Origin of the sequence: Phytomonospora sp. NPDC050363 (assembly GCF_040655735.1) — a bacterium.
GTDB lineage: Bacteria > Actinomycetota > Actinomycetes > Mycobacteriales > Micromonosporaceae > Phytomonospora.
In genome coordinates this window covers 138,842-162,947 of sequence record NZ_JBFAKK010000002.1, presented here as the reverse complement: position 1 = coordinate 162,947, position 24,106 = coordinate 138,842, and the positions used below count along the sequence as shown (strand labels likewise).

Below are 24,106 nucleotides of genomic sequence, written 5' to 3'. Positions count from 1 at the left end.
CCACCAGCCCCTCGGCGTCCCAAATTCAGCCAACTGTCAGCGAGCCCACGTAGTCTCGCCAGCGTGACCCCCGCGACAGTCGGCCCCTCCGACAGCGCCCACGCCCCCGCGTGGGCGCGTCTGCTGCGCGCCGCCAATCCCGGCCCGATGACCCTCGACGGGACCAACACGTGGCTGCTGCGCGCCTCCGCCGCCGACCGCGTGATCGTCGTCGACCCGGGCCCGGCACTGCCCGGGCACCTCGCGGCGATCGAGGCGTACGGCGAGGCGGCCCTGATCGTGCTCACGCACTGGCACCCCGACCACTCCGACAGCGCCGCCGGGCTGGGCGCCCATCTGGGCGTCCCCGTGCGCGCCTTCGACCCGAAGTGGTGCGTCGGCGGACCGCCGCTGACCGACGGCGAGACACTGAATGTGAACGGACTGCGCGTGCACGTCCGGCACACTCCGGGACATACCGCCGATTCGCTGAGTCTGCACGTCGAACGCGGCGAACACGGCGAGGCGGCGGTCCTGACCGGCGACACCGTCCTCGGCCGCGGAACCACCGTCGTGCTGTGGCCCGACGGCGACCTCGGCTCCTATCTGGCCAGCCTCGACCTGCTCGCCGAATACGGCGACCTGCCCGTTCTGCCTGGTCACGGCCCCACTCTGCCCTCGGTGAGGGCGGCCGCCGAGCAGTACCGGGCGCACCGCGAGCAGCGCCTGGAGCAGGTGCGCGCGGCGCTGGAAAACGGGGCGACAGGCGCCATGGACATCGTCAAGATCGTCTACGCCGAGGTCGACCGCTCCGTGTGGCCGGCGGCCGAGGCGACCGTGCGAGCACAGCTGGAGTACCTCGGGGTGCCGGCGGATCGTTCAAAGGGTGTGAGTGACCGGGAACATATCGACACCGTTCGGGAGTTGGGGGAACCGTGACCTGTCCTTTCTGCGGGAACGTCGTAGTACCCGGCGCGCGCTACTGCCACAGCTGCGGTGCCCCGCTGTCCCCCGTCGCGTCGCTGCCCGAAACGGAGCGACGCGTCTGCACGGTGCTCTTCGGCGACCTGTCGGACTTCACCGCGTGGTCGGAGGACCTCGACCCCGAGCGCGTCGGCGTGGTCACCGACCGCGTCCTGGCCGTGTGCGCCCAGGCGGTCGCCGAGCACGGCGGGCACGTCGACAAACTCACCGGTGACGGCATCATGGCCGTGTTCGGCGCGCCCGTGGCGCACGAGGACGACGCCGAGCGCGCCGTCCGCGCCGCCATGTCGATGCAGCGCAACGTCCGCAAGGTCCTCGACGCCGAGCAGGGCGGCGGCGTGCCGCTGGGCCTGCGCGTCGGGATCCGCACCGGCCTCGTCGTGGCCGGCATGCAGGCCTCGGTCGAGTACACCGTCATCGGCGACACGGTCAACACCGCCGCGCGGCTGGCCGACGCCGCCGCCGTCGGCACGGTCTACACCAGCGACGAGACGGTCCAGGCGACCAAGCACGTCGCGTCCTGGCGGAAACTGGAGCCGCTGCGCCTCAAGGGCAAGCGCGAACCGGTCCACGCCTACGAGCTTCTGGGCCTCCACGACGCCCCCGGCACGCGCACCAGCCTCGGCGACCAGGCCCCCTTCGTGGGCCGCGAGGTCGAGCTGGGCATCGTCGCCGGGCGCCTGTCGGAGGTCGTCGACCGCAGCGAGCCGCGCACCCTCGTGCTGACCGCCGAGGCCGGCTTCGGCAAGACCCGCTTCGGCATCGAGGTCGGCCGCCGCGCCTCGGCGCGCGGGGTCCGCGTCGTCGCCGTCCGCGCCGCCGCCTACGGCCGCCGCCGTCGCCTCGGCCCGCTGGCCGACCTGGTCCGCCGCGCGGTCGGCCTGTCCGTCGGCGACGACCGCCAGACCGCCACCGAGCGCCTGCGCCGCCTCGCCGACCGCCACCGCAAGCAGACCGAGGGCGAGCAGGCCCCGGCGGTGTTCAGCGTCGACATGCTGCTGGCGCTGCTCGGGCTCGCGCCGGCGCCGGGCGAGGCCCCGGGCCGCCCCGGTGGCCCCGGCCCCGAGCACCACGATCAGGAGTCGATGCCGGCCGCGGTCGCCGACCTGTTCAACCTGCTGGCCACGCAGACGCCGCTGCTGCTGATCGTCGACGACCTGCACGAGGCCACCCCGGACGCCCTCGACGCGCTCGGCGCGGCCGTGGCGCGCCTGTCCGGGCCGGTGCTGGTGCTGCTGCTGGGCCGCCCGGAACTGGTCCGCCACGCCGGTGTCCTCACCCGCGTGTCGGAGGCCGAGGCGCAGACCCTGCCGCCGCTTCGCGGTGCCGACGCGGCGCGCCTGCTGGCCGCCCTGTGCGGCGGGAAACTCCGCGAGGACGACGAGTACCGCCTCCTCGGCGCGGTGCAGGGAAACCCCTACTACCTCGCCGAGCTGGTCGCGCTGCTCACCGAGCAGGGCCTGCTCTACGAGATCGACGGGCAGTGGCGTCTGGCGCCGGGCTCGCTTGCCGGGAAACTCGTGTCCACCGACCTCGCCCGGGTTCTCGCCGCGCGCATCGACGCGCTGCCCACCGACACCAAGATGGTCCTGCGCGACGCCGCCGTCATCGGCGACACCATTCCCGACGGCGCGCTCTCGGCTCTCCACGACCACACCGACGAGGGGCACCTTGAGGAGTTGTTCGCGCGCGGCATGCTGCGCCGCCGCAACTCCGGCGGGTTCCGCTTCGTCACGCCGCTCATGCGCGAGGCCGCCTACCTGGGCCTGGGCATGGCCGAGCGCGCCGAGCGCCACGCGCGCCTTGCCCGGTGGGCCGCGGCGGGCGCTCCTGGCGGGACCCTCGCCGAGGACGCCGCCGACGACTTCATCGCCACGCACGCCACCCGCGCGCTGAGCCTCGCCGAGAAGATCGGCATCTCCCCCGACAACGACGTCCACGATGTCGCCGACCTCGCCGTGGAGGCCTTCGGCCGCTCCGCGCGCCGCGCGATCGTGCAGGGCGAACCGGCGCAGGCCGCGACGCTTATCGACCGCTCCGCGGAGCTGCGCGCGCTGTCGGTCGCCGACCGCCTCGTGCGCGGCCGGGCGCTGCTGCGCCTGGACCGCTCCGAGGACGCCCTCGTCGACGTGGAGAAGATCGCCGCCGAGCTGGGCATGTCGCTGACCGGCGACACCGTGGCGACGATCCCGTCGCACCCGCAGGTCGCCGCTCTCACGCTGCTTCTGGCCGGGCGGATCTACCGCTCCCTCGGTGAGCCGCTGCGGGCGGCGGCGATCTGGCGCGCGGCGGGCGACCTGTCCGACCGCGCCGAGCTGCCCACCGTCCGCGCCGACGTCCTCGTGCGCCTGGGCATGCTCGACTACGTGTCGGGGCGCCTGCGCGAGGCCGAGGCCCGCTTCACCGAGGCGCTGGGCGTCGGCCGCGACACCGGCGACGTCCGCTCCGAGGCCTGGGCCCTCCAGCACCTGGCGTGGGTGTCGACCAGCATCGGCGACTTCGACGCCGCCGACAGCTTCCTCGGCCAGGCCGCCCGGCGGATAGCCTCCCTGCGCGACCCGATCGGCCGCGCGTGGGTGCGCGGCACGGCCGCGTTCACCCGCCTGCTCGCCGGCCGCCTGCACGAGGCCTCGAAGCTCGCCACCGCCTTCCTGCCCTTCGGGGAGCGGGTCGGCGACACCTGGGCGGTCGGCACGCTGCGCGCGGTCGGCGCCTACGCCGCCGCCGAGCTGGGCGACCTCTCCGACGCCGACTCCGCCGCGCGCAAGGCCTACCGCGATTACGACCGCGTCGACGACGACTGGGGCCGGGGTCTGGCGCTGGTCGTGCGCGCCGTCGTCGCGCGCGGCCTCGGCGAGTCCGACCACGCTCGCGAACTGGCCCTCGACGCCGAGACCTACGGTCTGCGCACCGGCCACCCCCTGCTGATCGGGATGGCCCGCACGGTCTTGGGGCACTGCCTCCTCGACGCCGGTGACGTCGAGGGCGCCGAACGCGCCGCGCTGTCCACCCTGGAGCTGGCGGTCCCCTTCGACGTCCTGGAGTCGGCGCGGGTCGGTCCGCTGGCCCTGCTGGCCGAGGCGCACCGGGCCGGCGGCGACAACGCCGCCGCGCTGCGGCTGTTCGGCGACATCGCCGCGCACCTGGGCTCCCCGACCCTGCTGTACCCGCGTCGCCGGGCCGTGGCGCGCTACGCCGACGTCCTGCGCACCGAGGGCAGGGCCGAGGAGGCGCTGCGATGGGCCAAGCGGGCCGTCGAGGCGCCCGGTGAGGACATTTCGAGCCGGGTGGGTGCCCAGCTGGCCTACGCCAAGGCGCTGGCCGCCAACGACCGTCAGGAGGAGGCCGTCGCGGCCGCGGAGGAGGCCGTCACGCTGGCGTACTCGACCGAGCAGCGCAGTCACCGAGGCGAGGCGGACAAGTTGCTGGCACGCTTGCGCAACGCGCACGAAACGTTGCGGGAACCGGCACGCTGAGCCGCGGGCGGGAACGGTTGGAACCGGACGGCTCACCGGGTTTCATTAAATCCTGAATAAAGGGCTTCCCTTCGCCACAACTGATCCGGATAAGAGCCGAAACGGTGGATACATGATCTAGCCGCCGTGCTCTACCTTTGCCTGCGTGAGCGCTCAATTCTGGTCCCCCGAAGCGGGCGACCTCCCCGATCTACCCGACCTGGCCGAGCTGTCGGTCATAGCCCGCGGCGGTTACACCGTCGTCTACCGGGCCGTCCAGGTCTCCACCGGCCGTGAGGTCGCGCTCCGCATCGACAAGCGCCCGTTCGCGCAGAATGAGCAGCGCAGCCGTTTCGAGCAGGAGGTGCGGGCCGCGGGCCGGCTGTCGGGTCACCCGAACGTCGTCGACCTGTACTTCGCCGGCGTCACCGACGACGGCCGCCCCTACGTCGTCATGGAGCTGTGCGAGGGTTCCTACGCCGACCGGCTCGACGCCGAGGGCTCCATCAGCGACGCCGAGGTCCGCGACATCGGCGTGCAGCTGGCCGACGCTCTCTCCGGCGCGCACGAACGGGGTGTCCTGCACCGCGACATCAAGCCCGCCAACATCCTCATCCGGCCCGACGGGAAACCCGTCCTCGCCGACTTCGGCCTCGCCGTGGTCACCGACTCGGTGCTCGACACCGGCGTGCACGCCACGATCGGGCACCTGACGCCCGCGTACGCGCCGCTGGAGACGCTCCAGATGAAGCCGGCGAGCCAGTTCAGCGACGTGTACTCCCTCGCCGCGACCCTCTACGCGCTGCTGGCCGGACACCCGCCGCGCTTCACCGGCGAGATCAGCGACCTGCGCGAGGTCATGGAACTGTTCGGGCGCCCCATCCCCGACGTCGCCGGCGCCTCGGCGCTACTGGTCGGCATGCTGCGCGCGGCGATGACCAGCAACCCCGACGGCCGACCGACGGCCGACCAGTTCCGCGAGATGCTCGACAGTGTTCCGCTGGCCAAGCCGGTGACCGTTCCCCCCACGCGTCGCCCGCCGGTGCCGGCCCCCGTCCCGCCTCAGCCCGCCCCCTCCGCTCCACGTTCGCGGCCGCGCCCGGTACCGGCCGCAGCGAACGCGGCCCCGCCGATGCCCCCCTCGGCTCCCCCGCTGCCCTCTCCGCCCATGCAGGCGCCCCCTCCGCCGCCGATGAGCCGTCCGCCCATGCCGCAGCCCGCGCAGGCCGGTCCACCGCCGTTCCAGGCTCCTCCGCCGCCCCCACCGGTCCCGACCGCGCCGCCGCGCCCGCCGTCGCGGCCCCCGGCCGAGGCCGACGCCTACCGCTCGGGCGAGCACGCCTTCGCCCCTCCCGGCACGGCCGATCCGTACCGCTCGGGCGAGCACAACTTCGGGCCTCCTCCCGGGGAGCAGCAGGCGCCGCCGCCGATGTGGCCGCCGCACGACAACGCTCCCAAGTACCCCGGGCCGCCTCCGCCGCCGTACGGGCCCGACGACCTGACCGACACCGGTTCGCGCCGCTACCCCGAGGCGCCCCCGCCGCCGGAGCGCTCACGGTTGCGCATCCCGGGCACCGAGCTCGTCCGCAGCCGCCTTGACCGGCGTCGTGAGGACGGCGACGACGGCGGGTCGCGCACGAAGTTCTTCGTGATCTCCGGCGCGGTGATCCTGGTCGTGCTGATCCTGATCACCTGGGGCATCGTGTCGCTGTTCAGCGGTGGCGAGCCCGAAAGCGACGGGGAGCCCACGGGCGCCTCGGGTCCGGTGTGCGGCTTCGAGGCCGAGGGCGTGGGGTGCATGACGGCCCCGAAGTGCTTCAACGACTTCAACATCGACTCGGGGGTCGCCTCGGCCAAGGAGGCCGAGTGCACCAGCGAGCACGAGTGGGAGGCCTTCGCCACCGGCGCGCTGCCGGACTCGGTGACCTCGGCCAACCATCCCGACGTCGCGGCCGCCGAGGTCGTGCAGAACGCCTGCATGAGCAAGGAAGTCCTCAAGCAGCTGGTCGGCGTGAACGAGCTGGAGACGTGGATCACCGAGGTGCTGCCGCCGGTGGCGGCCGACTTCGACAGCGGTGAGCGGACCTTCTACTGCATCGCGCGCCAGCAGGACCAGGTGCGCACCGGTTCGGCCTTCGTCAAGTAGCCGCGTGCCGCCCGGCTATCCGCCGCCGGCGGGTGGGCGGGCGGTTCTCGTGGCCCCGGTGGGGAAGCCGAGCACGGCGCAGGTGTAGCCGCCGACGGTGTCGTCGCATGTGGACAGTGCGGCGGCGGCCTGGCGGATGTGCTCGCGGGCCTGTTCGAGCGCGGCGAGCGAGCGCACCGGCTCGTCGCGGGAGGTGCCCTCGGTGACGGCGGCGAGTCTGTCGCGGGCGGCGGCGAGGGTCTCGGCGGCGGCCAGCGCTCCGGCACGGGCGTCGCCCATGGTCTCGCGGGCGCCGTGCAGCGCCGCGGCGATGTCGCCGGCCAGTCCCATGGGGTGATCCTAGACCCCCTCGCGCGACCGTCCACTGTGCGCGATCATCGGGCTCAGGCGGCGGTCAGGATGCCCACGACCCTGCGGGCCTGCTCGGGCGGCAGTTTCAGCCGGACCTCGGCCGAGCCCGCCAGCAGCGTGTTGGTCAGGCCGAGCTCGAAGGTGAACAGCACCCTGTGCTCGCCGTCGAGGCGGACGCCGATCCTCTGCCGTAACGGATGGCGGTGCGGGACGTCGATCTGCTTGGCCTTGTTGGCGTAGACGACCAGGCCCTGCGTGCTGATGCCGATGGCGCCCGTGGCCGCCGACCGCAGCCGGTTCGCGCGGTGGCCGGGTGCGCGCAGGTCGCGGTAGACGATGGAGCCCCTCAGCCGTTCGGCGAGGAAGACCAGATCCTCGCCGGTGAGCCGGGCGCGCAGGTGCCCGGGCATCAGGCCGGGCCCGTTGATCAGGCGCGCCAGCGTGTTCACGCCGAACAGTTTAGTCCCTTGTGGACACTCGACGGCCCGGTGCGCGTCCGGCGGCTACCGTCGGGTGGTGACCGAAGACTTCTACTGCGACGAGGCCCTCTCCGGCCGAACACCTGTCGACGTCGTCGCCGAGACCGCCGGCGTCCTCGCCTTCCACCACACCCGGCCGCACTGGCCGGTGCACATCGTGGTCGTCCCCAAGGCGCACATCCCCTCGCTCATCGACCTCGGCGACGCCGGCGTCGAAGCCCTTCACGAGGTCCTGGCGGTCGTGCGCGACGTCGCCGCGCGCGTCACCGCCGAGCACGGCGCCGCCCGCGTCCTGACCAACCTGGGCCGCTACCAGGACTCCAAGCACCTGCACTTCCACGTCGCCGGCGGTGACCCGCTCTGAGGAACCGCCCGGCATACCCCGGGTACGCGAAACGGCGGCCCCGGAAGGGACCGCCGTCGCGGTGAATTTACCGAGGGGCGTGCTCACCCCTCTACCCGTAACACTCGCGCGCGGCGCGCGAGTCGCTCCGGGTCCATGATGATGACGCTCTTGCCGTCCAGCCGGAGCCAGCCGCGCGCGGCGAAGTCGGCCAGGGCCTTGTTCACCGTCTCGCGCGAGGCGCCGACGAGCTGCGCCAGCTCCTCCTGCGTCAGGTCGTGCGTCACTCGCAGCACGCCACCGTCGCGGGTACCGAAGCGCGAGGCCATCTGCAGCAGGCTCTTGGCCACACGGCCGGGCACGTCGGTGAAGATCAGGTCGGCGAGGGAGTCGTTGGTCCGGCGCAGACGGCGCGCGATGACGCGCAGCAGCTGCTCGGCGATCTCCGGCCGATCGGTGATCCACGGACGCAGCGACGACTTGCCCAGGCGTGCCAGACGCACGTCGGTGACCGCCGTGGCCGTCGCCGTGCGCGGACCCGGGTCGAACAGCGACAGTTCGCCGAACATGTCACTGGGGCCCATCACCGCGATCAGGTTCTGCCGGCCGTCGGCGGCGCGCCTCCCGAGTTTTATCTTGCCGTTGAGGACGATGTAGAGACTGTCCCCCGGCTCGCCCTCGTTGAACACAGTCTGGCCCTTGCGGACCTCGATGTGCTCCAGTTCCTTGGTCAGCGCGTCGACCGCTTCGGGGTCGACGCCCTGAAAGAGCCCTGCCCGGGCCAGTACCTCATCCATCGCGACCTCCACTGCGCACAACATTGACGCAAGCCGAGTCTATGCGTACGAGTGCACGCACTTGCCAGGACGCGCCGATCTTTCTCATTTGTACCCGCGACACGCGTGACACGCTGCGTCTTCGCGGTACTTCCGTCCTTTGTGGCTGACCATTCGCGCAGGACCCGCCTGGCGTCTTCGTGGCAACATGCATGGCATGACCTACCCTCAGGACCCCGCTTCGCAACCCCAGCAGCCGCAGTACACCGACGGACAGCAGCCCGGCGGTTACTACCAGCAGCCGCAGGCGGGCACCGAGTACCCGACCGGCCCCTACCAGGCCCCGCCCACGGGCCAGTTCACCGGACCGGCCAACTACGCGGCCGCCGGACCGGCCCAGCCGAGCTTCTTCACGGCCCTGTTCGACTTCTCGTTTCGCAGCTTCGCCACGCCCACCCTCCTCCAGATCACCTATGTCGTGAGCCTGGTGATGATCGGCCTGAGCTACCTGGTCTCGGTCATCGTCGGCTTCGCGACCTACCCGGTCTTCGGCATCGCGATCCTGCTCATCGGCGCGCCCGGCGTAGCCCTGTCGGTGCTGCTCACGCGCATGTTCCTGGAGTACCTCGCGGTCATCTTCCGCATCAACGAGAACATCGCCGAGATCAACACCCGCGGCAAGGGCGTGTAGCCGCCAGGACCTAGGTGCAGTCCTGCGTGCCGACGGCTCCGGTGGCGTCGCGGCCGGCGTCGAGCACCGGGGTCACCTCGTCCATGGTGAGCGCGTAGCCGGTGTCCTTGTCGTCGACGGCGGCGGCGAAGATCACACCGTAGACATCACCCTGGGTCGAGATCAGCGGCCCGCCGGAGTTGCCGCTGATGACCTGGGCGCGCAGCGCGTAGACATCGCGAGTGACCTCGCCGTTGTCATAGATGTTCGGGCCCCGCACGGGCCCGGAGGAGCGGATCCGGGCCGGCGTGACCGTGTAGGGGCCGTCCATCGGATAGCCGAGGACGATGGTGTCCTCGCCCTCCTCGGCGCGGCCGTCGGCGACGTCCATGACGGGCGCGTCGAGGCCCGGGACATAGATGACGGCGAGGTCGCGCGAAGGGTCGTAGGCGACCACGCGACCGGGAAGGTGCCCGTCGGCGGTCTCCACGACGAGGCTGTCGGTCCCGGCCACGACGTGCGCGTTGGTCATCACCCGCTCGGGCGCGAAGACCCAGCCGGAGCCCTCGATACGGCGGTCGCAGCGGGGCGCCTCGCCCAGGATCTTCAGCACCGACGGCTGGGCCTCGATGACCGCGTCGGAGTTGCGCAGCTCCTCGTTGGGCGCGGCGACCTCGTGGGGATTCGACGGGCCGAGCCCGCCGAACACGTCGGGGAAGCCGTTGGTGTCGACCGTGCGGCGCAGCGCGTCGTAGACGCCCTTGACCGGCTCGGGCACCGAGTCGTCGATGATGTGCACGATCGAGCTGTTGCGGACCGCGCCTGCCAGGCCCGGGATGCTCGAATAGGCCAGCGGCGTCGCCACCATCCACGCGACCAGCAGCACCGCCAGCAGCGACACGATCGCGCCGCCGACATGGTCGACGGTGCGGGTGCCGTTGCGGCGCATGGTGCTGCGCACGCGCGCGCCGATCGTGGCCATCCCCGCCTGCCCGGCGACGGCGAGGCCGAAGACGGCGACCAGCGCGATGACCACCCGCGTCAGAGGCGCCTCGAAGTAGTCGATGAGGTAGGGGGCGAGGTTCACGCCGATCAGCGCGCCGCCGAAGAAGCCCAGGAAGGACATCACGCCGACGACGAAACCCTGGCGGTAGCCGTTGATCGCGAACATCAGCGCCAGCAGCACGATAACGATGTCCACCAACGTGCCGCCGCTCATGCAAGCTCCTCGTCGCCGTTTGTCCCAGGGTACGGGCCGACCGCCATCGACAGGGGCTTACGAGACGGGCACCAGCCGCCCCGGTCCCCACGGTTTCGACCAGCCGGCGAGGTCCAGCACGGCCGACAGGATTCCCGCCGTGAAGCCCCATACCAGCAGGTCACGGACCTGGAAGGCCGGGCCGACGTAACCCGAGGGGTGCTGGGCGCGCACCCGGTTGGCCGGGTCGACGAGCTCGCTGACGGGGACGCGCACGACGCTGGCGACCTCCTCGGTCTGCCGCGCGTGCACCGGGTGCGGGTCGCGCCACCACGCCAGAACGGGCGTGACGCGGAAGTTGCTCACCGAGATCCACACCTCGGGCAGGGTCGTGACGACCACCACGCTGTCGGCGTCGAGCCCGACCTCCTCATTGGCCTCCCGCAGCGCGGTGGCCACCGCGTCGGCGTCGCCCGGCTCGGTGCCGCCGCCGGGGAACGCGGGCTGTCCGGCGTGGTTGTTCATGTTCGCCGCGCGCTGGCAGATGAGCACGTCGGGACCGGTCTGGCCCTCGTGCGCGCCCTCGCCGAACAGGATGAGCACGGCGCTGTGGCGGCCCTCCATGTTGGGCGGCGCCAGACGCACCCACGGCTCGCCCTCGGTGCCCGCGGCCTTGTCGGCCAGCGGGTGCCACCAGTCGGGCAACGTGAGATCGGTCCTGGCCCTCATGGGCGCGGCCTGGGAGTACGACGAGGCACGATCATCCAAGGGAGGCTACCCGGCGCCGGAGCCTAGGCGACGTCCAGATGCTTCTCGACGAGCGCCGCCAGCGCGTCCTCCGACAGCGCCGGGCCGCTGTAGGTGTGCGCGACGGTCCCCTCGGCGGTGACCAGCACGGTCACCGGCAGGACGCGCTTGCCGAGCGTGGCCAGCAGCGTGCCGTCGGGGTCGAAGCGCGAGGGGAAGGTCAGGCCGAAGTCCTCCACGATGGAGCGCGCGGCGTCCTCGGTGTCCTGCGTGTTCACGCCCAGCACGGCGACCTTGCCCTTCGCCGCGTACGCCTCCACCGAGGGCAGCTCGTCGCGGCAGGGCGCGCACCACGACGCCCAGATGTTGATGACCATCGGCGCCCCGTCCGACAGCGGCATCGCCTCGCCGTCGCCGCCGAGGCAGGGCAGCGTCACCGCCGTGATGGGGTCACCGCCCCCGGCGGGCATCACCGACGGCTCGGGGCACGGGATGCCCCCCGCCGCCGATTCGGTGGACTCGCTCGCCGCGTCGTCGTCCGGGCCCGTGCAGGCCGAGACGAGCAGGACGAGGGCGGCGAGGATCGCCGGGAACCAGGTGCGGGACTTCACGCGGGTGTCTCCTCCGGGAGCAGATCGGCGACGCCGGCCGCCTCGGCGAGTTCGGGCACACGCGGGCCCTTGAGCAGCTTCACGGCCACGGAGGGGTCCTTGGGGCCCTCCCCGTAGGACGGGCACAGCTTGGCGAGGGTGCAGGCGCCGCAGGCGGGCTTGCGGGAGTGGCAGACGCGGCGGCCGTGGAAGATCGTGCGGTGCGAGAACATCGTCCACTCGCGCTTCTCGATGAGCGCGCCGACGGCGTGCTCGACCTTGACCGGGTCCTCCTCCCGGGTGAGGCCCCAGCGGCGCACCAGGCGCCCGAAGTGGGTGTCGACGGTGATGCCGGGAACCCCGAAGGCGTCGCCGAGGATCACGTTGGCGGTCTTGCGGCCCACCCCCGGCAGCTTGACGAGCTGGTCCAGCTTCCCGGGGACCTCCCCGTCGTGCTCGGTGACCAGGGCGTGGCCCAGGCCGATGAGGGAGTTGGCCTTGTTGCGGTAGAAGCCGGTGGAGCGGATCATCTCCTCCAGCTCGGCCCGGTCGGCGCCGGCGTAGTCGGCCGCGGTCGGGTAGCGCGCGAACAGGGCCGGGGTGGTGAGGTTGACGCGCACGTCGGTGGTCTGGGCCGACAGGATCGTGGCGACGGTGAGCTCAAGGGGATTGGTGAAGTCGAGCTCGCAGTGCGCGTCGGGGTGCGTCTCGGCGAGCACGCGGTTGACGCGGCGGGCCCGCCGCTTGAGCGCGAGCGGGGTGCTCGCCTTGCTCTCGGCCATGGAGGAAGGCTACGCCGCGCCGGCCGCACGGCGGCGGCGGTCGGGCGGGGTGTCGGGCCTCATCGGCGCTCCTCGCTCTCGACGACCTGGGTCGCGCCCCGCTGCGAGAAGGCGGCCCACAGGTTGAAGAGGATGATGCCCACGCCGATGGCCCCCCACAACCAGATGAAGGGCCCCTCGGTGCCGAGCGAGACGAAACCGAAGATCAGGACGGCGACGCCGACGACGGCGCCGAAGATCGCCGCGGGCTTGGACGGGCGGACGCGGGACATGAAACCGGGCATGTTTCCTCCTCGGGGTGGAGTGATCGAATGCCCGTCGCGCGAGGCGCGAAAACCCGCTTCGGCCCTTGTGGACGCCCGACCCCGCCGGGCCGTCGGACGGCGGGCCGCCGACCTGCGTCGACATCCGCCGGGGTGATCCGCGCCTCCGCTCGGGTCCCCGCGAATACCGGCAACCTTCGTTGCCGTTTCCGGGACAATGAGCCCATGGCCCACGAGCATCGGCACCCCGACCATCCCGAACCCGACCTCGCCGACACCCTCGCCGAGGTCGGCCCGCGCCTCAAGCGGCTGCGCACCTCCCGCAACGTCACCCTCGTCGAGCTGTCGAAGACCACCGGCATCTCCAAGAGCACCCTCTCGCGCCTGGAGTCCGGCCAGCGCAGGCCCAGCCTCGAACTGCTGCTGCCCATCGCCCGCGCCCACCGCGTCCCGCTCGACGAGCTGGTCGGCGCCCCCGAGGTCGGCGACCCGCGCGTACGGCTGCGCCCGGTCGACTCCGGCTTCGGCTCCACGATCATCCCGCTGACCAGGCAGCCGGGCGCGCCGAAGGCCTTCAAGATGGTCATCCCCCCGACCGGCGACGAGCCCGACCCCCGCACCCACGAGGGCTACGAGTGGATCTACGTCCTCGCCGGGCGGCTGCGGCTGGTCCTCGCCGAGCACGACCTCGTCCTCGGGCCCGGCGAGGCCGCCGAGTTCGACACCCGCACGCCGCACTGGTTCGGCTCCGCCGACACCGAGCCCGTCGAGATCCTCAGCCTCTTCGGCCGCCAGGGCGAGCGCATGCACGTCCGCGCCCGGCCGTCGGCGAAAAAGTGAGGCCCCGGGAGACCCGGGGCCCTCTTACGCGCAAGCCCTAGCGCACCTCGGCGATGAGCTCCAGCTCGACCGGCGCGCCCAGCGGCAGCTCCGAGACGCCGACGGCACTGCGAGCGTGGACGCCCGCCTCGCCGAGGATCTCGCCGAGCAGCTCGCTGGCGCCGTTGATGACGCCCGGCTGGCCGGTGAAGCCCTGCGCGGAGGCCACGAAGCCGACGACCTTCACGATCCGCACGATGCTGTCGAGGCCCGCGACGGAGTCGACGGCCGCCAGCGCGTTCAGCGCGCACACCGCGGCCAGCTCCTTGGCGTCCTCGGGGCTGACCTCGCCGCCGACGTAACCGGTCCGCAGCAGCGCGCCGTCCTTGAACGGAAGCTGCCCGGCCGTGTAGACGTGGTCGCCGCTGCGCATCGCCGGAACGTAGGCGGCCACCGGCGCGGCGACCTTCGGCAGTTCGAGGCCCAGCTCGGCGAGCCTGTCGCGAACGCTCACTTGCCCTCCCCCTTCGGCCGCTTGAAATAGGCCACCAGGTTCTCCGGGTTCATGCCCGGCACGACCTGCACGAGCTCCCACCCGTCCTCGCCCCAGTTGTCGAGGATCTGCTTGGTCGCGTGGACCAGCACCGGGACGGTCACGTACTCCCATTTCTGCATGGCGCGACGATACCGAAAGCGTCACGACAGCTCACCGGCCCGTCACGTTCGCCGACACCGCCACGTTAGACACCACAGAGCGCTACCCTGCATACCTAGCCTTCCCTCGGGGGGACAAATGACGCATGAGCCCGCGGGCGTTGACACCACCGAGCAGTCCCCCTACGAGCCGCCGCCAGAGGACACGCCCCCTCGCAAGGCACGCGGCCGGGCCGGCGCTTACGCGCTCCTCGTCGCGCTGCTCGCCTTCTGCGCGCTGGCGGCCGCCGGGGGATACCTCCTGATCGACAAACTCGCCGATCGCGGCCCGGTCAGCCCGGAGCACGCCGTCGAGGGCTTCCTCGGGGCACTGCTCACCGACCGCGACCCCCGGGCCGCCCGCGAGTTCGTCTGCCCGGCCATCCGCGACTCCGACTTCGCCGCCTACCTCGACGCCGTGGCCAGCGCCGAGGAGTCCACCGGCCGAGACGTCGACATCGCCTGGAACCACGTCACCACAACGAGTGAAAACTCCGGTGACGCCACTGTCACCGCCGACGTGTCCAGCACCACACCCACCGGCGCCGAGGCGCAGACATGGACGTTCACCGTGGTCAAGGACCCCGAATGGTACGTGTGCGGCTTCGCGACGCCGGCGTGAAAGGCGTCGTAGCCTAGATCCTGATGTCCAAACAGACCCCGCGCCACAAGCTGGCGAGCACCCGGCTCCACATCGTGACCGGGAAGGGCGGCACCGGCAAGACGACGGTCGCCGCCGCGCTCGCGCTGTCCCTGGCGGCCGGCGGCCGCCGCACGCTGCTGGTGGAGGTCGAGGGCAGGCAGGGCATCGCCCAGCTGTTCGACGTGCCCCCGCTTCCCTACGAGGAGCGGCGCATCGCCCGCGGTCCGCACGGCGGCCAGGTGTACGCGCTGGCCGTCGACGCCGAGGAGGCCCTCCTCGACTACCTGACGATGTTCTACAAGCTCGGGCGCGCCGGGCGGGCGCTGAAGAAGCTCGGCGCGATCGACTTCGCCACGACCATCGCGCCGGGCCTGCGCGACATCCTCCTCACCGGCAAGGTCAAGGAGGCCACGACGCGCATGACCGGCGGCAGGCGCGCCTACGACGCCGTCGTCCTCGACGCTCCGCCGACCGGGCGGATCACGCGTTTCCTGAACGTCACCGCCGAGGCCGCCAAGCTCGCCAAGGTCGGGCCGATCAAGTCGCAGAGCGAGGGCGTCGCGGCGATCCTGCGTTCGAAGGCGACCACGGCCGTGCACGTCGTGACGCTGCTGGAGGAGATGCCGGTGCAGGAGACCGCCGACGCGATCACCGAGCTCAGCGCGCACGGGATGCCGATCGGGTCGATCATCCTGAACAACGTCCGCACCGATCCCATCGCCGGCGCCCGCGTCACGCAGGCCGAGCTCAAGCGCGGCCTGACCGCCGCCGGGCTCCCCGCCGACAAGGCCGTCGTCACCGGCCTGCTCGAAGAGGTCCGCGCCCACCAGGTCCGTCTCGACCTGGAGGCGGGGCTACGTGCAGAACTGGCCGGCGAGCCCTACCCGCTGATCGAGCTGCCACTGCTCCCCGAGGGCGTCGACCTGTCCGGGCTCTACCACCTCGCGGAGCTGCTCACAGGGGAGGAGCCCCGATGAGCCTCGACATCGACGCGCTGCTCGGCGACCGCGACGTGCGCATCATCGTGTGCTGCGGGTCGGGCGGGGTCGGCAAGACCACGACCGCCGCGGCGCTGGCGCTGCGCGCCGCCGAGAAGCACGACCGGCGCGCGGTGGTCTTGACCATCGACCCGGCGCGGCGGCTGGCGCAGTCGCTGGGCCTGACGGAGCTGTCGAACACCCCGCGCACGGTCGAGCAGGCACGCGGGGGGCAGCTCGACGCGATGATGCTGGACATGAAGCGGACCTTCGACGAGGTCGTGCTCTCGCACACCAGCGAGGAGAAGGCCGCCGAGATCTTCGCCAACCCATTCTACCAGGCGATGAGCTCGACCTTCTCGGGCACGCAGGAGTACATGGCCATGGAGAAGCTCGCGCAGCTGCGCGCGGCCGACTCCTGGGACCTGATCGTGGTCGACACTCCCCCGTCGCGTTCGGCGCTCGACTTCCTCGACGCCCCGCAGCGCCTGGCGCGCTTCCTCGACGGGAAGATGCTGCGTCTGCTGCTGGCCCCCGCGCGGGGCGGGCGCAGCGTGTTCTCGGTGATGACGGCGGCGACGTCGTTCTTCACGAACACGATCGCCAAGATCCTCGGCGGCCGGTTGCTCACCGACATCGGCACCTTCGTAGCCTCGCTGGACTCGACCTTCGGCGGCTTCCGGCAGCGCGCCGAGCAGACCTACCGCGTCCTGCAGGACCGCGAGACGGCGTTCCTGGTGGTCGCCACGCCCGAACCCGACGCCGTGCGGGAGGCCGCCTACTTCGCCGGCCGCCTCACCGAGGAGCGCATGCCGCTGGCCGGGCTCATCCTGAACCGGGTGCATACCACCGGGGTCGCCGGGCTGTCCGCGCAGCGCAGTCTGGGCGCCGCCGAGGGCCTCGAAGAGCACGGACTGTCCCCCGTCACCGCAGGTGTCCTGCGCATTCACGCCGACCTGGTCGCCCAGGCCGAGCGGGAGGAGCGGGTCGCGGGCCGGTTCACCACCGCGCACCCAGGGGTGCCCACCACGCGGGTCGCAGCACAGGCCGGGGACGTGCACGACCTGGAGGCGCTGCGGCATGTCGGGGATCTGCTGGCGGCCGACGGGCAATGAGAAGCCGCCTGACTCGAACATGCCGGGAACCTCCCGAGTCAGGCGGCTGTAACGCGCACGGCCTAGAAGCCGGACGGCGTGAGACTGTGCCCCCTCGAAACCGAACGCTGCTCGGCTTCCTTGGTGAGTGCGGCCTCGAAGACCCGCCGCCAACTGCGAACATCGGTGTGCTTGCGTAGCAGGGCGCGGCGTTCACGCTCGGTCATGCCCCCCCAGACGCCGAATTCGATACGGTTGTCAAGAGCGTCGGCGAGACACTCCATCCGCACCGGGCATCCACGGCAGACCTTCTTTGCGGCGTTCTGCTCTGCGCCTTGTACGAAGAGCGCGTCCGGGTCACCTTCCCGGCACGCGGCCTGACTCGCCCAGTCGACCATCAACTCCATCAGCACATCCCCACCTTCTTGTTACGTACCTCTTGCCCCCAGGTCTGATGACGTAAACACCCCTCACCGGTCGCGCGGCAAACGAATGTGTAGTCGATCAGTTACGCACTGTTGCTGTCGGATTCGGACAGTACCCCTTTTGCGGGGTTATGGCTACCCCTTGGCGGCAAGTTGATCACGATGTGGTTACGACTACCCTGAAGAGACAACCCCCGACACTCGTCGAAGCGTCGCCCCCAATGAACCCTTGTGGACCCCCGCACGCGGCACTCCGCCGCGCAGATCGGGTCACGTACTCTGAGGCGGTGAAGTGGATGCCCCGAGACCGCAGCCTGCTCAACAACGTCACATCTCTACTGGTGTGCGGACTACTGGCCGGGCTCGTCGTGGCGGCGGCGGCCTTCCCCGCCATCGCCGTGGGCGGGCTGGCCGCGAAGGCCGGAGCCGAGTCCTTCGAGGACCTGCCCGACGAGCTTCGGGTCGAACCGATCCCCCAGCTCACCTCTGTGTACGCCAATGACGGCAAGACGCTGATCACCTCCTTCTACGACGAGAGCCGTCAACCCGTCGCCCTCGCCGACATCCCGCAGGTGATGCAGGACGCGATCATCTCCGTCGAGGACATTCGCTTCTATGAGCACAACGGAGTAGACCCCCGCGGGGTTGTGCGTGCGCTCATGGCAAATAGCGCAGACGGGGAAGTTTCCGAGGGCGCGTCGACTTTGACGATGCAGTATGTGCGGAATGTCTTGAAATACAACGCACAGACCGACGAAGAGATCTTCGAGGCCACAGAGGACACTCCCGCCCGCAAGATCCGCGAAATGCGTTACGCGATGGCGATCGAGAAGGAACTCGACAAACCCGAAATCCTTGAGCGCTATCTCAACATCGCGTTCTTCGGTAACCGTTCCTACGGCATCTACGCCGCCTCGCAGTCCTACTTCTCCAAGAAGCCAAAGGATCTGAAGCTCAACGAGGCCGCCTTCATCGCCGGTCTGGTCCAGGCGCCCGGTGCCTACGACCCCAGCAAGAACGACGACAAGGCCGCCACCGAGCGCCGCAACCACGTGCTGGATCGCATGGTCGCCAACGGGAAGATCACCCCGCAGGTCGCCGAGGAGGAGAAGGCCAAGAAGCTCGAACTCAAGCTCAAGGCCCAGCCGAGCGAGTGCGTCGAGGTACCCAAGAAGCACAACGACTGGGGCTTCTTCTGCGACTTCCTCAAGGACTGGTGGGGAAAGAACACCGCCTTCGGCGCCGAGCCGGCCGACCGGCTGGCGAAGCTGAAGCAGGGCGGCTACAAGATCGTCACCTCGCTCGACCCGGACGTGCAGTCCGAGGCGATGGAGACGATTCTCAACCAGGAGAGCAAGAACAGCCACCTGGCGCTCGGCACGGTCGTGATCGAGCCGGGAACCGGCCGGGTCAAGGCGATGGCGGTCAACCGCAAGTACAGCCTCGACACGAGCAAGAACCCGCCGCACTCCGACCCGAAACTGGCCGCCGAGGGAATCAAGGGCACCTATCCCAACACGACCGTTCCGCTGTTCACCACCGACGGCGACGGGAACGGCGGCTACCAGATCGGTTCGACGGCGAAGTTCTTCACCATGATCGCGGCACTGGAGAACGGCGTCCCGCTGACGCAGGCGTTCCAGAGCCCGCACCGGTACACGTCGAAGATCTACAGCGCCGGTTACCAGAAGGTCGACTCGGCCTGCGATCCGCGCTTCCCCGACGGTTCCTACCGCTGGTGCCCGAAGAACGACAGTGCCGACTACCAGACCGGCCGCTTCAACATGTGGTCCGGTTTCGGCCGCTCGGTCAACACCTACTTCGTGCAGCTCATCGAGCGCGTCGGCGCCGACAAGGTCGTCGACGCCTGGCAGAAGCTGGGCATCGACTGGCACAACGCGCCCGACCGCGAGCGCGCCACCCCCGGCTGCCAGGACCAGGAGCCGCTTGAGGACTTCTGCGGCGAGCCCGACGGCTGGGGCACGCTGACCCTGGGCGTCGCGGCGACCACGCCGATGGAGGTCGCCAACGCGTACGCGACCGTCGCCGCCGAGGGCAAGTACTGCGAGCCGACGCCGATCCAGTCGATCACCGACCGGGACGGCAATCCCGTCGCCGCGGGTGACCCGACCTGCCAGCAGGTCATCTCGCAGGACGTGGCCCGCGCGGCCACCGACGCGGCGCGCTGCCCGGTCGCGGCCACCTCATCGACCGCCAAGTGCAACGGCGGTACTTTCCCCGGCGGGCTCCAGGTCGGCCAGCGTGACGTGGCCGGCAAGACCGGTACCACCGACAACGGTTCGCTCTGGTTCGCCGGCTACACCCGCAACAACGCGCTGGCGACCTTCCACACCGACCCCGACTTCGTCGGCAAGTCGTCGAACGGCATGAGGTCCGCACCGCACTATGTGGTGTCGGAGGACATCCTCAACGCCGCCGAGAAGGGCACCGAGGCCAGAGAGTTCAAGAAGCCCTCCGACGCGATGATCTACGGCAAGAATCCGCGCGACGTGCCGTCGGTGAACTGCGACTCGGTCGAGGACGCCAAGAACAAGATGGACAACGCCGGCTTCAAGACCGAGGTCGTGCAGGGCGAGCGCTCCGACTGCGCGAAGGGCCAGGTCTACTGGACCAGCCCGGACGGGCGCGCCGCCGAGGGCAGCACGATCATCCTGTACGTGAGCACCGGCAAGAAGAAGGCCGATCCACCGCCGACCGATGGGGACGACCCACCTGACGGGGACTTACCGGACTTGCCCTCCCCCTGCTTCCCGCCGGGCCAGTGCGACGACTGACGTGACGACGGCCCCGGATCCACAATGGATCCGGGGCCGTCGTCTCGCTGGTGCGCGCTGCTCCTCAGGCGCCGAGCTTGGCGCGGACGAGGGTCGAGACGGCCTTGCCGTCGGCGCGTCCGGCGACCTTGGCCTGCACGGCCTTCATGGCCTGGCCCATCTGGCCCATGCCGGCGAAGCCGCCCTCGGTGATGGTCTGCTCGACGAGGGCCTCCAGTTCGGCCTCGCCGAGAGGCTGCGGCAGGTAGCGCAGCAGGACCTGCTCCTCGGCCAGTTCCTGCGCGGCCGACTCGGCGCGCCCGGCGTCGGCGAAGGCCTCGGCGGCCTCGCGGCGCTTCTTGGCCTCCTTGGCGAGGACCTTCTCGATCTCGTCGGCGGAAAGCTCCCGGGCGACCTTTCCGGCCACCTCGGCGTTCTTGACGGACGTCAGCGCCATCCGCAGTGTCGCGGTCGTCAGCTCGTCGCGAGCCTTCATCGCCGCGTGCAGGTCGTTCTCCAGCTGCCCCTTGCTCGTGCTCATGAGGGGTAAAACTACCCTGTAAGGCATGGGAAAGCGCAGGGTTATCGCCGCCGCGTCCGTCATCGCCGCCGCGGGGGCGGCCACTTTGGCCTACGCGTCGCTGTACGAGCGGCTCAAGTTCACGCTCCGCCGCTTCGACGTTCCGGTGCTGGCCGCCGACGCCGAGCCGCTCCGCGTCCTCCAGATCAGCGACCTGCACATGACCCCGGGGCAGCGGCTGAAGCAGGACTGGACGGCGTCGCTGGCGGCGCTGGACCCCGACCTGGTGCTGCTGACGGGTGACAATCTCGCGCATCCCGACGCCGTCCCGGGCGTGGCGCGGGCGCTGGAGCCGCTGTTCGACTACCCGGGCGCGTTCGTGTTCGGGTCGAACGACTACTACGGGCCGGTGCTGAAGAACCCCTTCGGGTACTTCAACAAGAACAAGGTGAACAAGCCGGGGAACCCGCTGCCCACCGACGACCTGCGCGAGCTGCTCGTCAAGGGCGGCTGGGCCGACCTGAACAACCAGAAGACCACCGTCACCGCCGGGGGGCGCTCGATCGAGCTGGCCGGCGTCGACGACCCGCACATCGACCTCGACGACTACCCGGCCGTCGCGGGCCCGGTGTCGGCGGACGCGGACGTGTCGATCGGTGTCACGCACGCGCCCGTGCGGCGGATCCTCGACGCGATGGCCGCCGACGGCTACGACCTGATCACCGCCGGCCACACCCACGGCGGGCAGGTGTGCGTTCCTTTCTACGGGGCGCTGGTGACCAACTGCGACCTCGACCGCAAGCGCGTGAAGGGCCTGTCCCGGCACGGCGACGCCTACCTGCACGTTTCGGCGGGAATGGGGACGAGTCCGTACACCCCGGTGCGCCTGGCGTGCCCGCCGGAAGCGAGCGTGCTCACACTCGTGCCCCGGGGGTGATACCCCTTGGCGGCTGACGCGGGACGTCGGCTAGTATTGCCCGGCGGCACGAAACTGCGTGTTTCTCTGCCGTGAGCAATCCCGGGATGTGGCGCAGCTTGGTAGCGTACCTCGTTCGGGACGAGGGGGTCGTGGGTTCAAATCCCGCCATCCCGACCGGGAAGAAAAGGCCAGACCTGCGGGTCTGGCCTTTTTCGTGCCCTCGTGAGCCGCCGGCCGATTCGGCGTTTCGTCCGACTTGCGTCCACCGCGCCGATCGTCAAACCTCATTAAGTGTTCACCCTCCGCCTCACGTTGGTCACCCGGCATGCCTGACACCGACCCGCTTCCGCTGCACCGCCTGTGCGTTCCCGAGCCGGACGTCGTGCCCTTCGCCGTGGGCACCTTCGACACCATCGGGCCCTTATCGCGGGCCGACTATCCGCACCGCCACACCTTCTACGAGATCGTGCTGGTGACCGGCGGCGACGGCGCCCACGTCATCGACTTCGCCGCGCATCCCCTGCGGCCGCCGCACATCGGGTTCATCACGCCCGGCCAGGTGCACCACTGGCAGAACGCCACCGGGCTCGACGGGCGCGTGCTGCTGTTCACCGAGGGGTTCCTCCTCGACCACCCCGCCGACCGCGACGCCTGGCAGGCCCTGTCGGAACGGCCGTGGCTGGGACTGTCGGCGGCCGAGGCGGGCGAGTTCGCGACCCTGCTGTGCCTGATGGAGGAGGAGCACCGGCGGCGTGAGCGCGACTTCCTCACCGTCCTGCAGGCCTACCTGCACGTGCTGCTGGTGCGCGCCCGGCGGGTTCCGGGGCACGACTGCGTCTTCGGGCGGTCCGACCGGGCGACCGCGGTGGCGCAGGAGTTCAGCCGGCTCGTCGCGCGCGAGCACCGCGCCGACCCGTCGGTGCGGACCTGCGCGGCGAAGCTCGGCGTCTCGGTCGGGTACCTCAGCGAGGTCGTGAAGGCCGTCACCGGGCGCACGCCGGGGCAGCTCATCCGCGAGGCGCGGATCATCGAGGCGAGGCGGCTGCTGGGCGGCACCGACCTGACAGTCGGGCAGGTCTCCCGCGAACTCGGCTTCGCCGACCCGGCCTACTTCTGCCGCTTCTTCCGGCGCGAGACCGGGACGAGCCCGGGCGACTACCGGCGCGGGAGCCGAAATCACCATGTTCCCCGCATTGAGTCCATCGACCCGTGAGGGGCCGCGCGAATAGCGTCGATCTAGCTCGACGAGATCCCCCGCACGACGAGGAGACAGCGATGACCGGCGACAACGGCGAACCAGCGGTCGAGTCCACAAAGGACGACCGCTCCGGGATGAGCCGCAAGACCCTGCTCAAGGCCGCAATGGTGGCACTGCCCGCGCCCCTGGTGATGGCCGCGGCGCCGGCGTTCTCCGGCGAGAAGACGCCGTCGGGCCAGTCCCTCGACCCCACGCCTTTCTGCGACGACGGCGACGACCCCACGCCCCCGCAGATGGAGGGGCCCTACTTCAAACCGAACTCGCCGCAGCGAAGCACCATGCTCGACGGCAACGGGACGAGGCTGACGGTGACCGGCACCGTCTACGGTCTCGGGTGTCAGGGCATCGCCGGGGCGCTGCTGGATTTCTGGCAGGCCGACAACGCCGGGAACTACGACAACACCACCTACCGCTTCCGAGGGCACCAGTTCACCAACACCTCGGGAGGCTTCAGTCTCACGACGATCGTGCCCGGCCTCTACCCGGGGCGCACCAGGCACATCCACGTGAAAGTGCAGGCGCCCGGTCGGCCGATCCTGACCACGCAGCTGTACTTCCCGAACGAGCCCCGCAACGCCACCGACTCGCTGTTCGACCCCCGGCTGCTGATGAACGTCACCACCGGCGGGGGCGGGCGGCAGGCCACGTTCGACTTCGTGCTGAACGTGCCCCAAGGGCCCGGGCCCACCAACCCGACGACCTCACCGACTACCTCACCGACGGGCACGCCCGGTGGTACGTGGAAAGCCGGAACCGCGTACAGGGTGGGTGACCAGGTCACGTACGGCGGGAGCTCGTACGTGTGCCAGATCGCGCACACCGCGATCGTCGGCTGGGAGCCACCCACGACACCCGCGCTGTGGCGGCGCGTCTGAGTGGGGCTGGAAGAGGTGCGGCCGCCCACGCGGGTCCTCGCGTGGGCGGCCGTGCCGCCGTGTGGGTGGGTGTGGGGTGGGGGGCTGACCTGGTGACCTGGTGACCTGGTGACCTGGTGACCTGGTGACCTGGCGACCTGGCGACCTGGCGACCTGGCGACCTGGCGACCTGGCGACCGCCTAATGGGACAGCACGGCCCCTCAGGTGCCCGTGACCAGCGTTTGGCAGCCGCCGCCAAATGTCCCTCGCCCTCGCCCTCGCCCTCGCCCTCGCCCTCGCCCTCGCCCTCGCCCTCGCCCTCGCCCTCGCCCTCGCCCTCGCCCTCGCCCTCGCCCTCGCCCTCGG

Annotated in this window: 25 protein-coding genes and 1 tRNA gene; 14 read left to right on the top strand and 12 right to left on the bottom strand. The window is 70.9% G+C overall.

Going from position 1 to position 24,106, the window contains the following annotated elements:
- Nucleotides 1-63: 63 nt before the first annotated feature.
- From AB0I28_RS05195 to AB0I28_RS05185, 3 genes are all read left to right on the top strand, one after another.
- A complete protein-coding gene (locus AB0I28_RS05195) occupies nucleotides 64-918 on the top strand; it encodes an MBL fold metallo-hydrolase (RefSeq protein ID WP_357489653.1) in 855 nt (284 codons plus the stop codon).
- Complete coding sequence (locus tag AB0I28_RS05190; protein ID WP_357489651.1) at nucleotides 915-4,439, top strand: adenylate/guanylate cyclase domain-containing protein; 3,525 nt, start codon at nucleotides 915-917, stop codon at nucleotides 4,437-4,439. The genes AB0I28_RS05195 and AB0I28_RS05190 overlap by 4 nt, the downstream gene beginning before the upstream one ends.
- A 145-nt stretch (nucleotides 4,440-4,584) precedes the next feature.
- Nucleotides 4,585-6,564 carry a serine/threonine-protein kinase gene (locus AB0I28_RS05185; protein WP_357489649.1) on the top strand — a complete coding sequence of 660 codons (1,980 nt, stop codon included), beginning with the start codon at nucleotides 4,585-4,587 and terminating at the stop codon, nucleotides 6,562-6,564.
- Nucleotides 6,565-6,579: 15 nt separating this feature from the next.
- Here AB0I28_RS05185 and AB0I28_RS05180 read toward each other — a convergent pair whose 3' ends face one another.
- Nucleotides 6,580-6,894: a hypothetical protein gene (locus AB0I28_RS05180; protein ID WP_357489647.1), complete on the bottom strand. Its 315-nt coding sequence runs from the start codon at nucleotides 6,892-6,894 to the stop codon at nucleotides 6,580-6,582.
- Between the two features lie 53 nt (nucleotides 6,895-6,947).
- Nucleotides 6,948-7,364 (bottom strand): hypothetical protein, encoded by a 417-nt coding sequence (locus AB0I28_RS05175; RefSeq protein WP_357489645.1) that lies wholly within the window; start codon nucleotides 7,362-7,364, stop codon nucleotides 6,948-6,950.
- A 67-nt stretch (nucleotides 7,365-7,431) separates the two neighbouring features.
- Here AB0I28_RS05175 and AB0I28_RS05170 point away from each other — a divergent pair, with 67 nt between their 5' ends.
- Entirely contained in the window at nucleotides 7,432-7,758 is a 327-nt protein-coding gene (locus AB0I28_RS05170) for an HIT domain-containing protein (protein ID WP_357489643.1), read from the top strand.
- A gap of 83 nt (nucleotides 7,759-7,841) precedes the next feature.
- On the opposite strand, the gene AB0I28_RS05165 is transcribed toward AB0I28_RS05170, so the two are convergent.
- The gene (locus tag AB0I28_RS05165) at nucleotides 7,842-8,534 is read right to left on the bottom strand and encodes a Crp/Fnr family transcriptional regulator (RefSeq protein ID WP_184788238.1); all 693 of its coding nucleotides are present in this window, start codon (nucleotides 8,532-8,534) and stop codon (nucleotides 7,842-7,844) included.
- Nucleotides 8,535-8,730: 196 nt separating this feature from the next.
- Here AB0I28_RS05165 and AB0I28_RS05160 point away from each other — a divergent pair, with 196 nt between their 5' ends.
- Nucleotides 8,731-9,204, top strand: coding sequence for a DUF4282 domain-containing protein (locus tag AB0I28_RS05160; RefSeq protein WP_357489641.1), 474 nt, complete (start codon nucleotides 8,731-8,733; stop codon nucleotides 9,202-9,204).
- A gap of 10 nt (nucleotides 9,205-9,214) precedes the next feature.
- Here AB0I28_RS05160 and AB0I28_RS05155 read toward each other — a convergent pair whose 3' ends face one another.
- The 5 genes from AB0I28_RS05155 to AB0I28_RS05135 form a co-directional block, all read right to left on the bottom strand.
- The gene (locus tag AB0I28_RS05155) at nucleotides 9,215-10,402 is read right to left on the bottom strand and encodes a MarP family serine protease (RefSeq protein WP_357489639.1); all 1,188 of its coding nucleotides are present in this window, start codon (nucleotides 10,400-10,402) and stop codon (nucleotides 9,215-9,217) included.
- A 57-nt stretch (nucleotides 10,403-10,459) separates the two neighbouring features.
- On the bottom strand, nucleotides 10,460-11,110 hold the full coding sequence (locus AB0I28_RS05150; RefSeq protein ID WP_357489637.1) for a CoA pyrophosphatase: 651 nt from the start codon (nucleotides 11,108-11,110) through the stop codon (nucleotides 10,460-10,462).
- A 62-nt stretch (nucleotides 11,111-11,172) separates the two neighbouring features.
- Nucleotides 11,173-11,739: a TlpA disulfide reductase family protein gene (locus AB0I28_RS05145; protein ID WP_357489635.1), complete on the bottom strand. Its 567-nt coding sequence runs from the start codon at nucleotides 11,737-11,739 to the stop codon at nucleotides 11,173-11,175.
- Nucleotides 11,736-12,500: an endonuclease III gene (nth, locus tag AB0I28_RS05140; RefSeq protein ID WP_357489633.1), complete on the bottom strand. Its 765-nt coding sequence runs from the start codon at nucleotides 12,498-12,500 to the stop codon at nucleotides 11,736-11,738. Before nth ends, AB0I28_RS05145 begins: the two co-directional genes overlap by 4 nt.
- A gap of 59 nt (nucleotides 12,501-12,559) precedes the next feature.
- Nucleotides 12,560-12,784, bottom strand: a complete 225-nt coding sequence (locus AB0I28_RS05135; RefSeq protein ID WP_357489631.1) for a hypothetical protein — start codon at nucleotides 12,782-12,784, stop codon at nucleotides 12,560-12,562.
- A 204-nt stretch (nucleotides 12,785-12,988) separates the two neighbouring features.
- Between AB0I28_RS05135 and AB0I28_RS05130 the strand changes: the two genes are divergently transcribed.
- Complete coding sequence (locus AB0I28_RS05130; RefSeq protein ID WP_357489629.1) at nucleotides 12,989-13,603, top strand: XRE family transcriptional regulator; 615 nt, start codon at nucleotides 12,989-12,991, stop codon at nucleotides 13,601-13,603.
- A 37-nt stretch (nucleotides 13,604-13,640) separates the two neighbouring features.
- On the opposite strand, the gene AB0I28_RS05125 is transcribed toward AB0I28_RS05130, so the two are convergent.
- Nucleotides 13,641-14,096 (bottom strand): RidA family protein, encoded by a 456-nt coding sequence (locus AB0I28_RS05125; RefSeq protein ID WP_357489627.1) that lies wholly within the window; start codon nucleotides 14,094-14,096, stop codon nucleotides 13,641-13,643.
- The gene (locus AB0I28_RS05120) at nucleotides 14,093-14,257 is read right to left on the bottom strand and encodes a DUF4177 domain-containing protein (RefSeq protein ID WP_357489625.1); all 165 of its coding nucleotides are present in this window, start codon (nucleotides 14,255-14,257) and stop codon (nucleotides 14,093-14,095) included. Before AB0I28_RS05120 ends, AB0I28_RS05125 begins: the two co-directional genes overlap by 4 nt.
- 118 nt (nucleotides 14,258-14,375) lie before the next feature.
- Between AB0I28_RS05120 and AB0I28_RS05115 the strand changes: the two genes are divergently transcribed.
- The 3 genes from AB0I28_RS05115 to AB0I28_RS05105 are packed head-to-tail and all read left to right on the top strand — an operon-like array spanning nucleotide 14,376 to nucleotide 17,010.
- Complete coding sequence (locus AB0I28_RS05115) at nucleotides 14,376-14,897, top strand: hypothetical protein (RefSeq protein ID WP_357489623.1); 522 nt, start codon at nucleotides 14,376-14,378, stop codon at nucleotides 14,895-14,897.
- A 23-nt stretch (nucleotides 14,898-14,920) separates the two neighbouring features.
- Entirely contained in the window at nucleotides 14,921-15,895 is a 975-nt protein-coding gene (locus tag AB0I28_RS05110; protein WP_357489620.1) for an ArsA-related P-loop ATPase, read from the top strand.
- A complete protein-coding gene (locus AB0I28_RS05105; RefSeq protein ID WP_357489617.1) occupies nucleotides 15,892-17,010 on the top strand; it encodes an ArsA-related P-loop ATPase in 1,119 nt (372 codons plus the stop codon). The genes AB0I28_RS05110 and AB0I28_RS05105 overlap by 4 nt, the downstream gene beginning before the upstream one ends.
- Nucleotides 17,011-17,072: 62 nt before the next feature.
- On the opposite strand, the gene AB0I28_RS05100 is transcribed toward AB0I28_RS05105, so the two are convergent.
- On the bottom strand, nucleotides 17,073-17,396 hold the full coding sequence (locus AB0I28_RS05100) for a WhiB family transcriptional regulator (protein WP_357490828.1): 324 nt from the start codon (nucleotides 17,394-17,396) through the stop codon (nucleotides 17,073-17,075).
- A gap of 314 nt (nucleotides 17,397-17,710) precedes the next feature.
- Between AB0I28_RS05100 and AB0I28_RS05095 the strand changes: the two genes are divergently transcribed.
- On the top strand, nucleotides 17,711-20,209 hold the full coding sequence (locus tag AB0I28_RS05095; protein ID WP_357490826.1) for a transglycosylase domain-containing protein: 2,499 nt from the start codon (nucleotides 17,711-17,713) through the stop codon (nucleotides 20,207-20,209).
- Between the two features lie 64 nt (nucleotides 20,210-20,273).
- Here AB0I28_RS05095 and AB0I28_RS05090 read toward each other — a convergent pair whose 3' ends face one another.
- A complete protein-coding gene (locus tag AB0I28_RS05090; protein WP_357489614.1) occupies nucleotides 20,274-20,729 on the bottom strand; it encodes a GatB/YqeY domain-containing protein in 456 nt (151 codons plus the stop codon).
- A 25-nt stretch (nucleotides 20,730-20,754) separates the two neighbouring features.
- Between AB0I28_RS05090 and AB0I28_RS05085 the strand changes: the two genes are divergently transcribed.
- From AB0I28_RS05085 to AB0I28_RS05070, 4 genes are all read left to right on the top strand, one after another.
- Nucleotides 20,755-21,645, top strand: a complete 891-nt coding sequence (locus AB0I28_RS05085) for a metallophosphoesterase (protein ID WP_357489611.1) — start codon at nucleotides 20,755-20,757, stop codon at nucleotides 21,643-21,645.
- Between the two features lie 82 nt (nucleotides 21,646-21,727).
- Nucleotides 21,728-21,801 (top strand) — tRNA-Pro (locus tag AB0I28_RS05080).
- A gap of 151 nt (nucleotides 21,802-21,952) precedes the next feature.
- A complete protein-coding gene (locus tag AB0I28_RS05075; RefSeq protein ID WP_357489607.1) occupies nucleotides 21,953-22,840 on the top strand; it encodes an AraC family transcriptional regulator in 888 nt (295 codons plus the stop codon).
- A 62-nt stretch (nucleotides 22,841-22,902) separates the two neighbouring features.
- The gene (locus AB0I28_RS05070; RefSeq protein WP_357489603.1) at nucleotides 22,903-23,760 is read left to right on the top strand and encodes a carbohydrate-binding protein; all 858 of its coding nucleotides are present in this window, start codon (nucleotides 22,903-22,905) and stop codon (nucleotides 23,758-23,760) included.
- The last annotated feature ends 346 nt before the right edge of the window (nucleotides 23,761-24,106 follow it).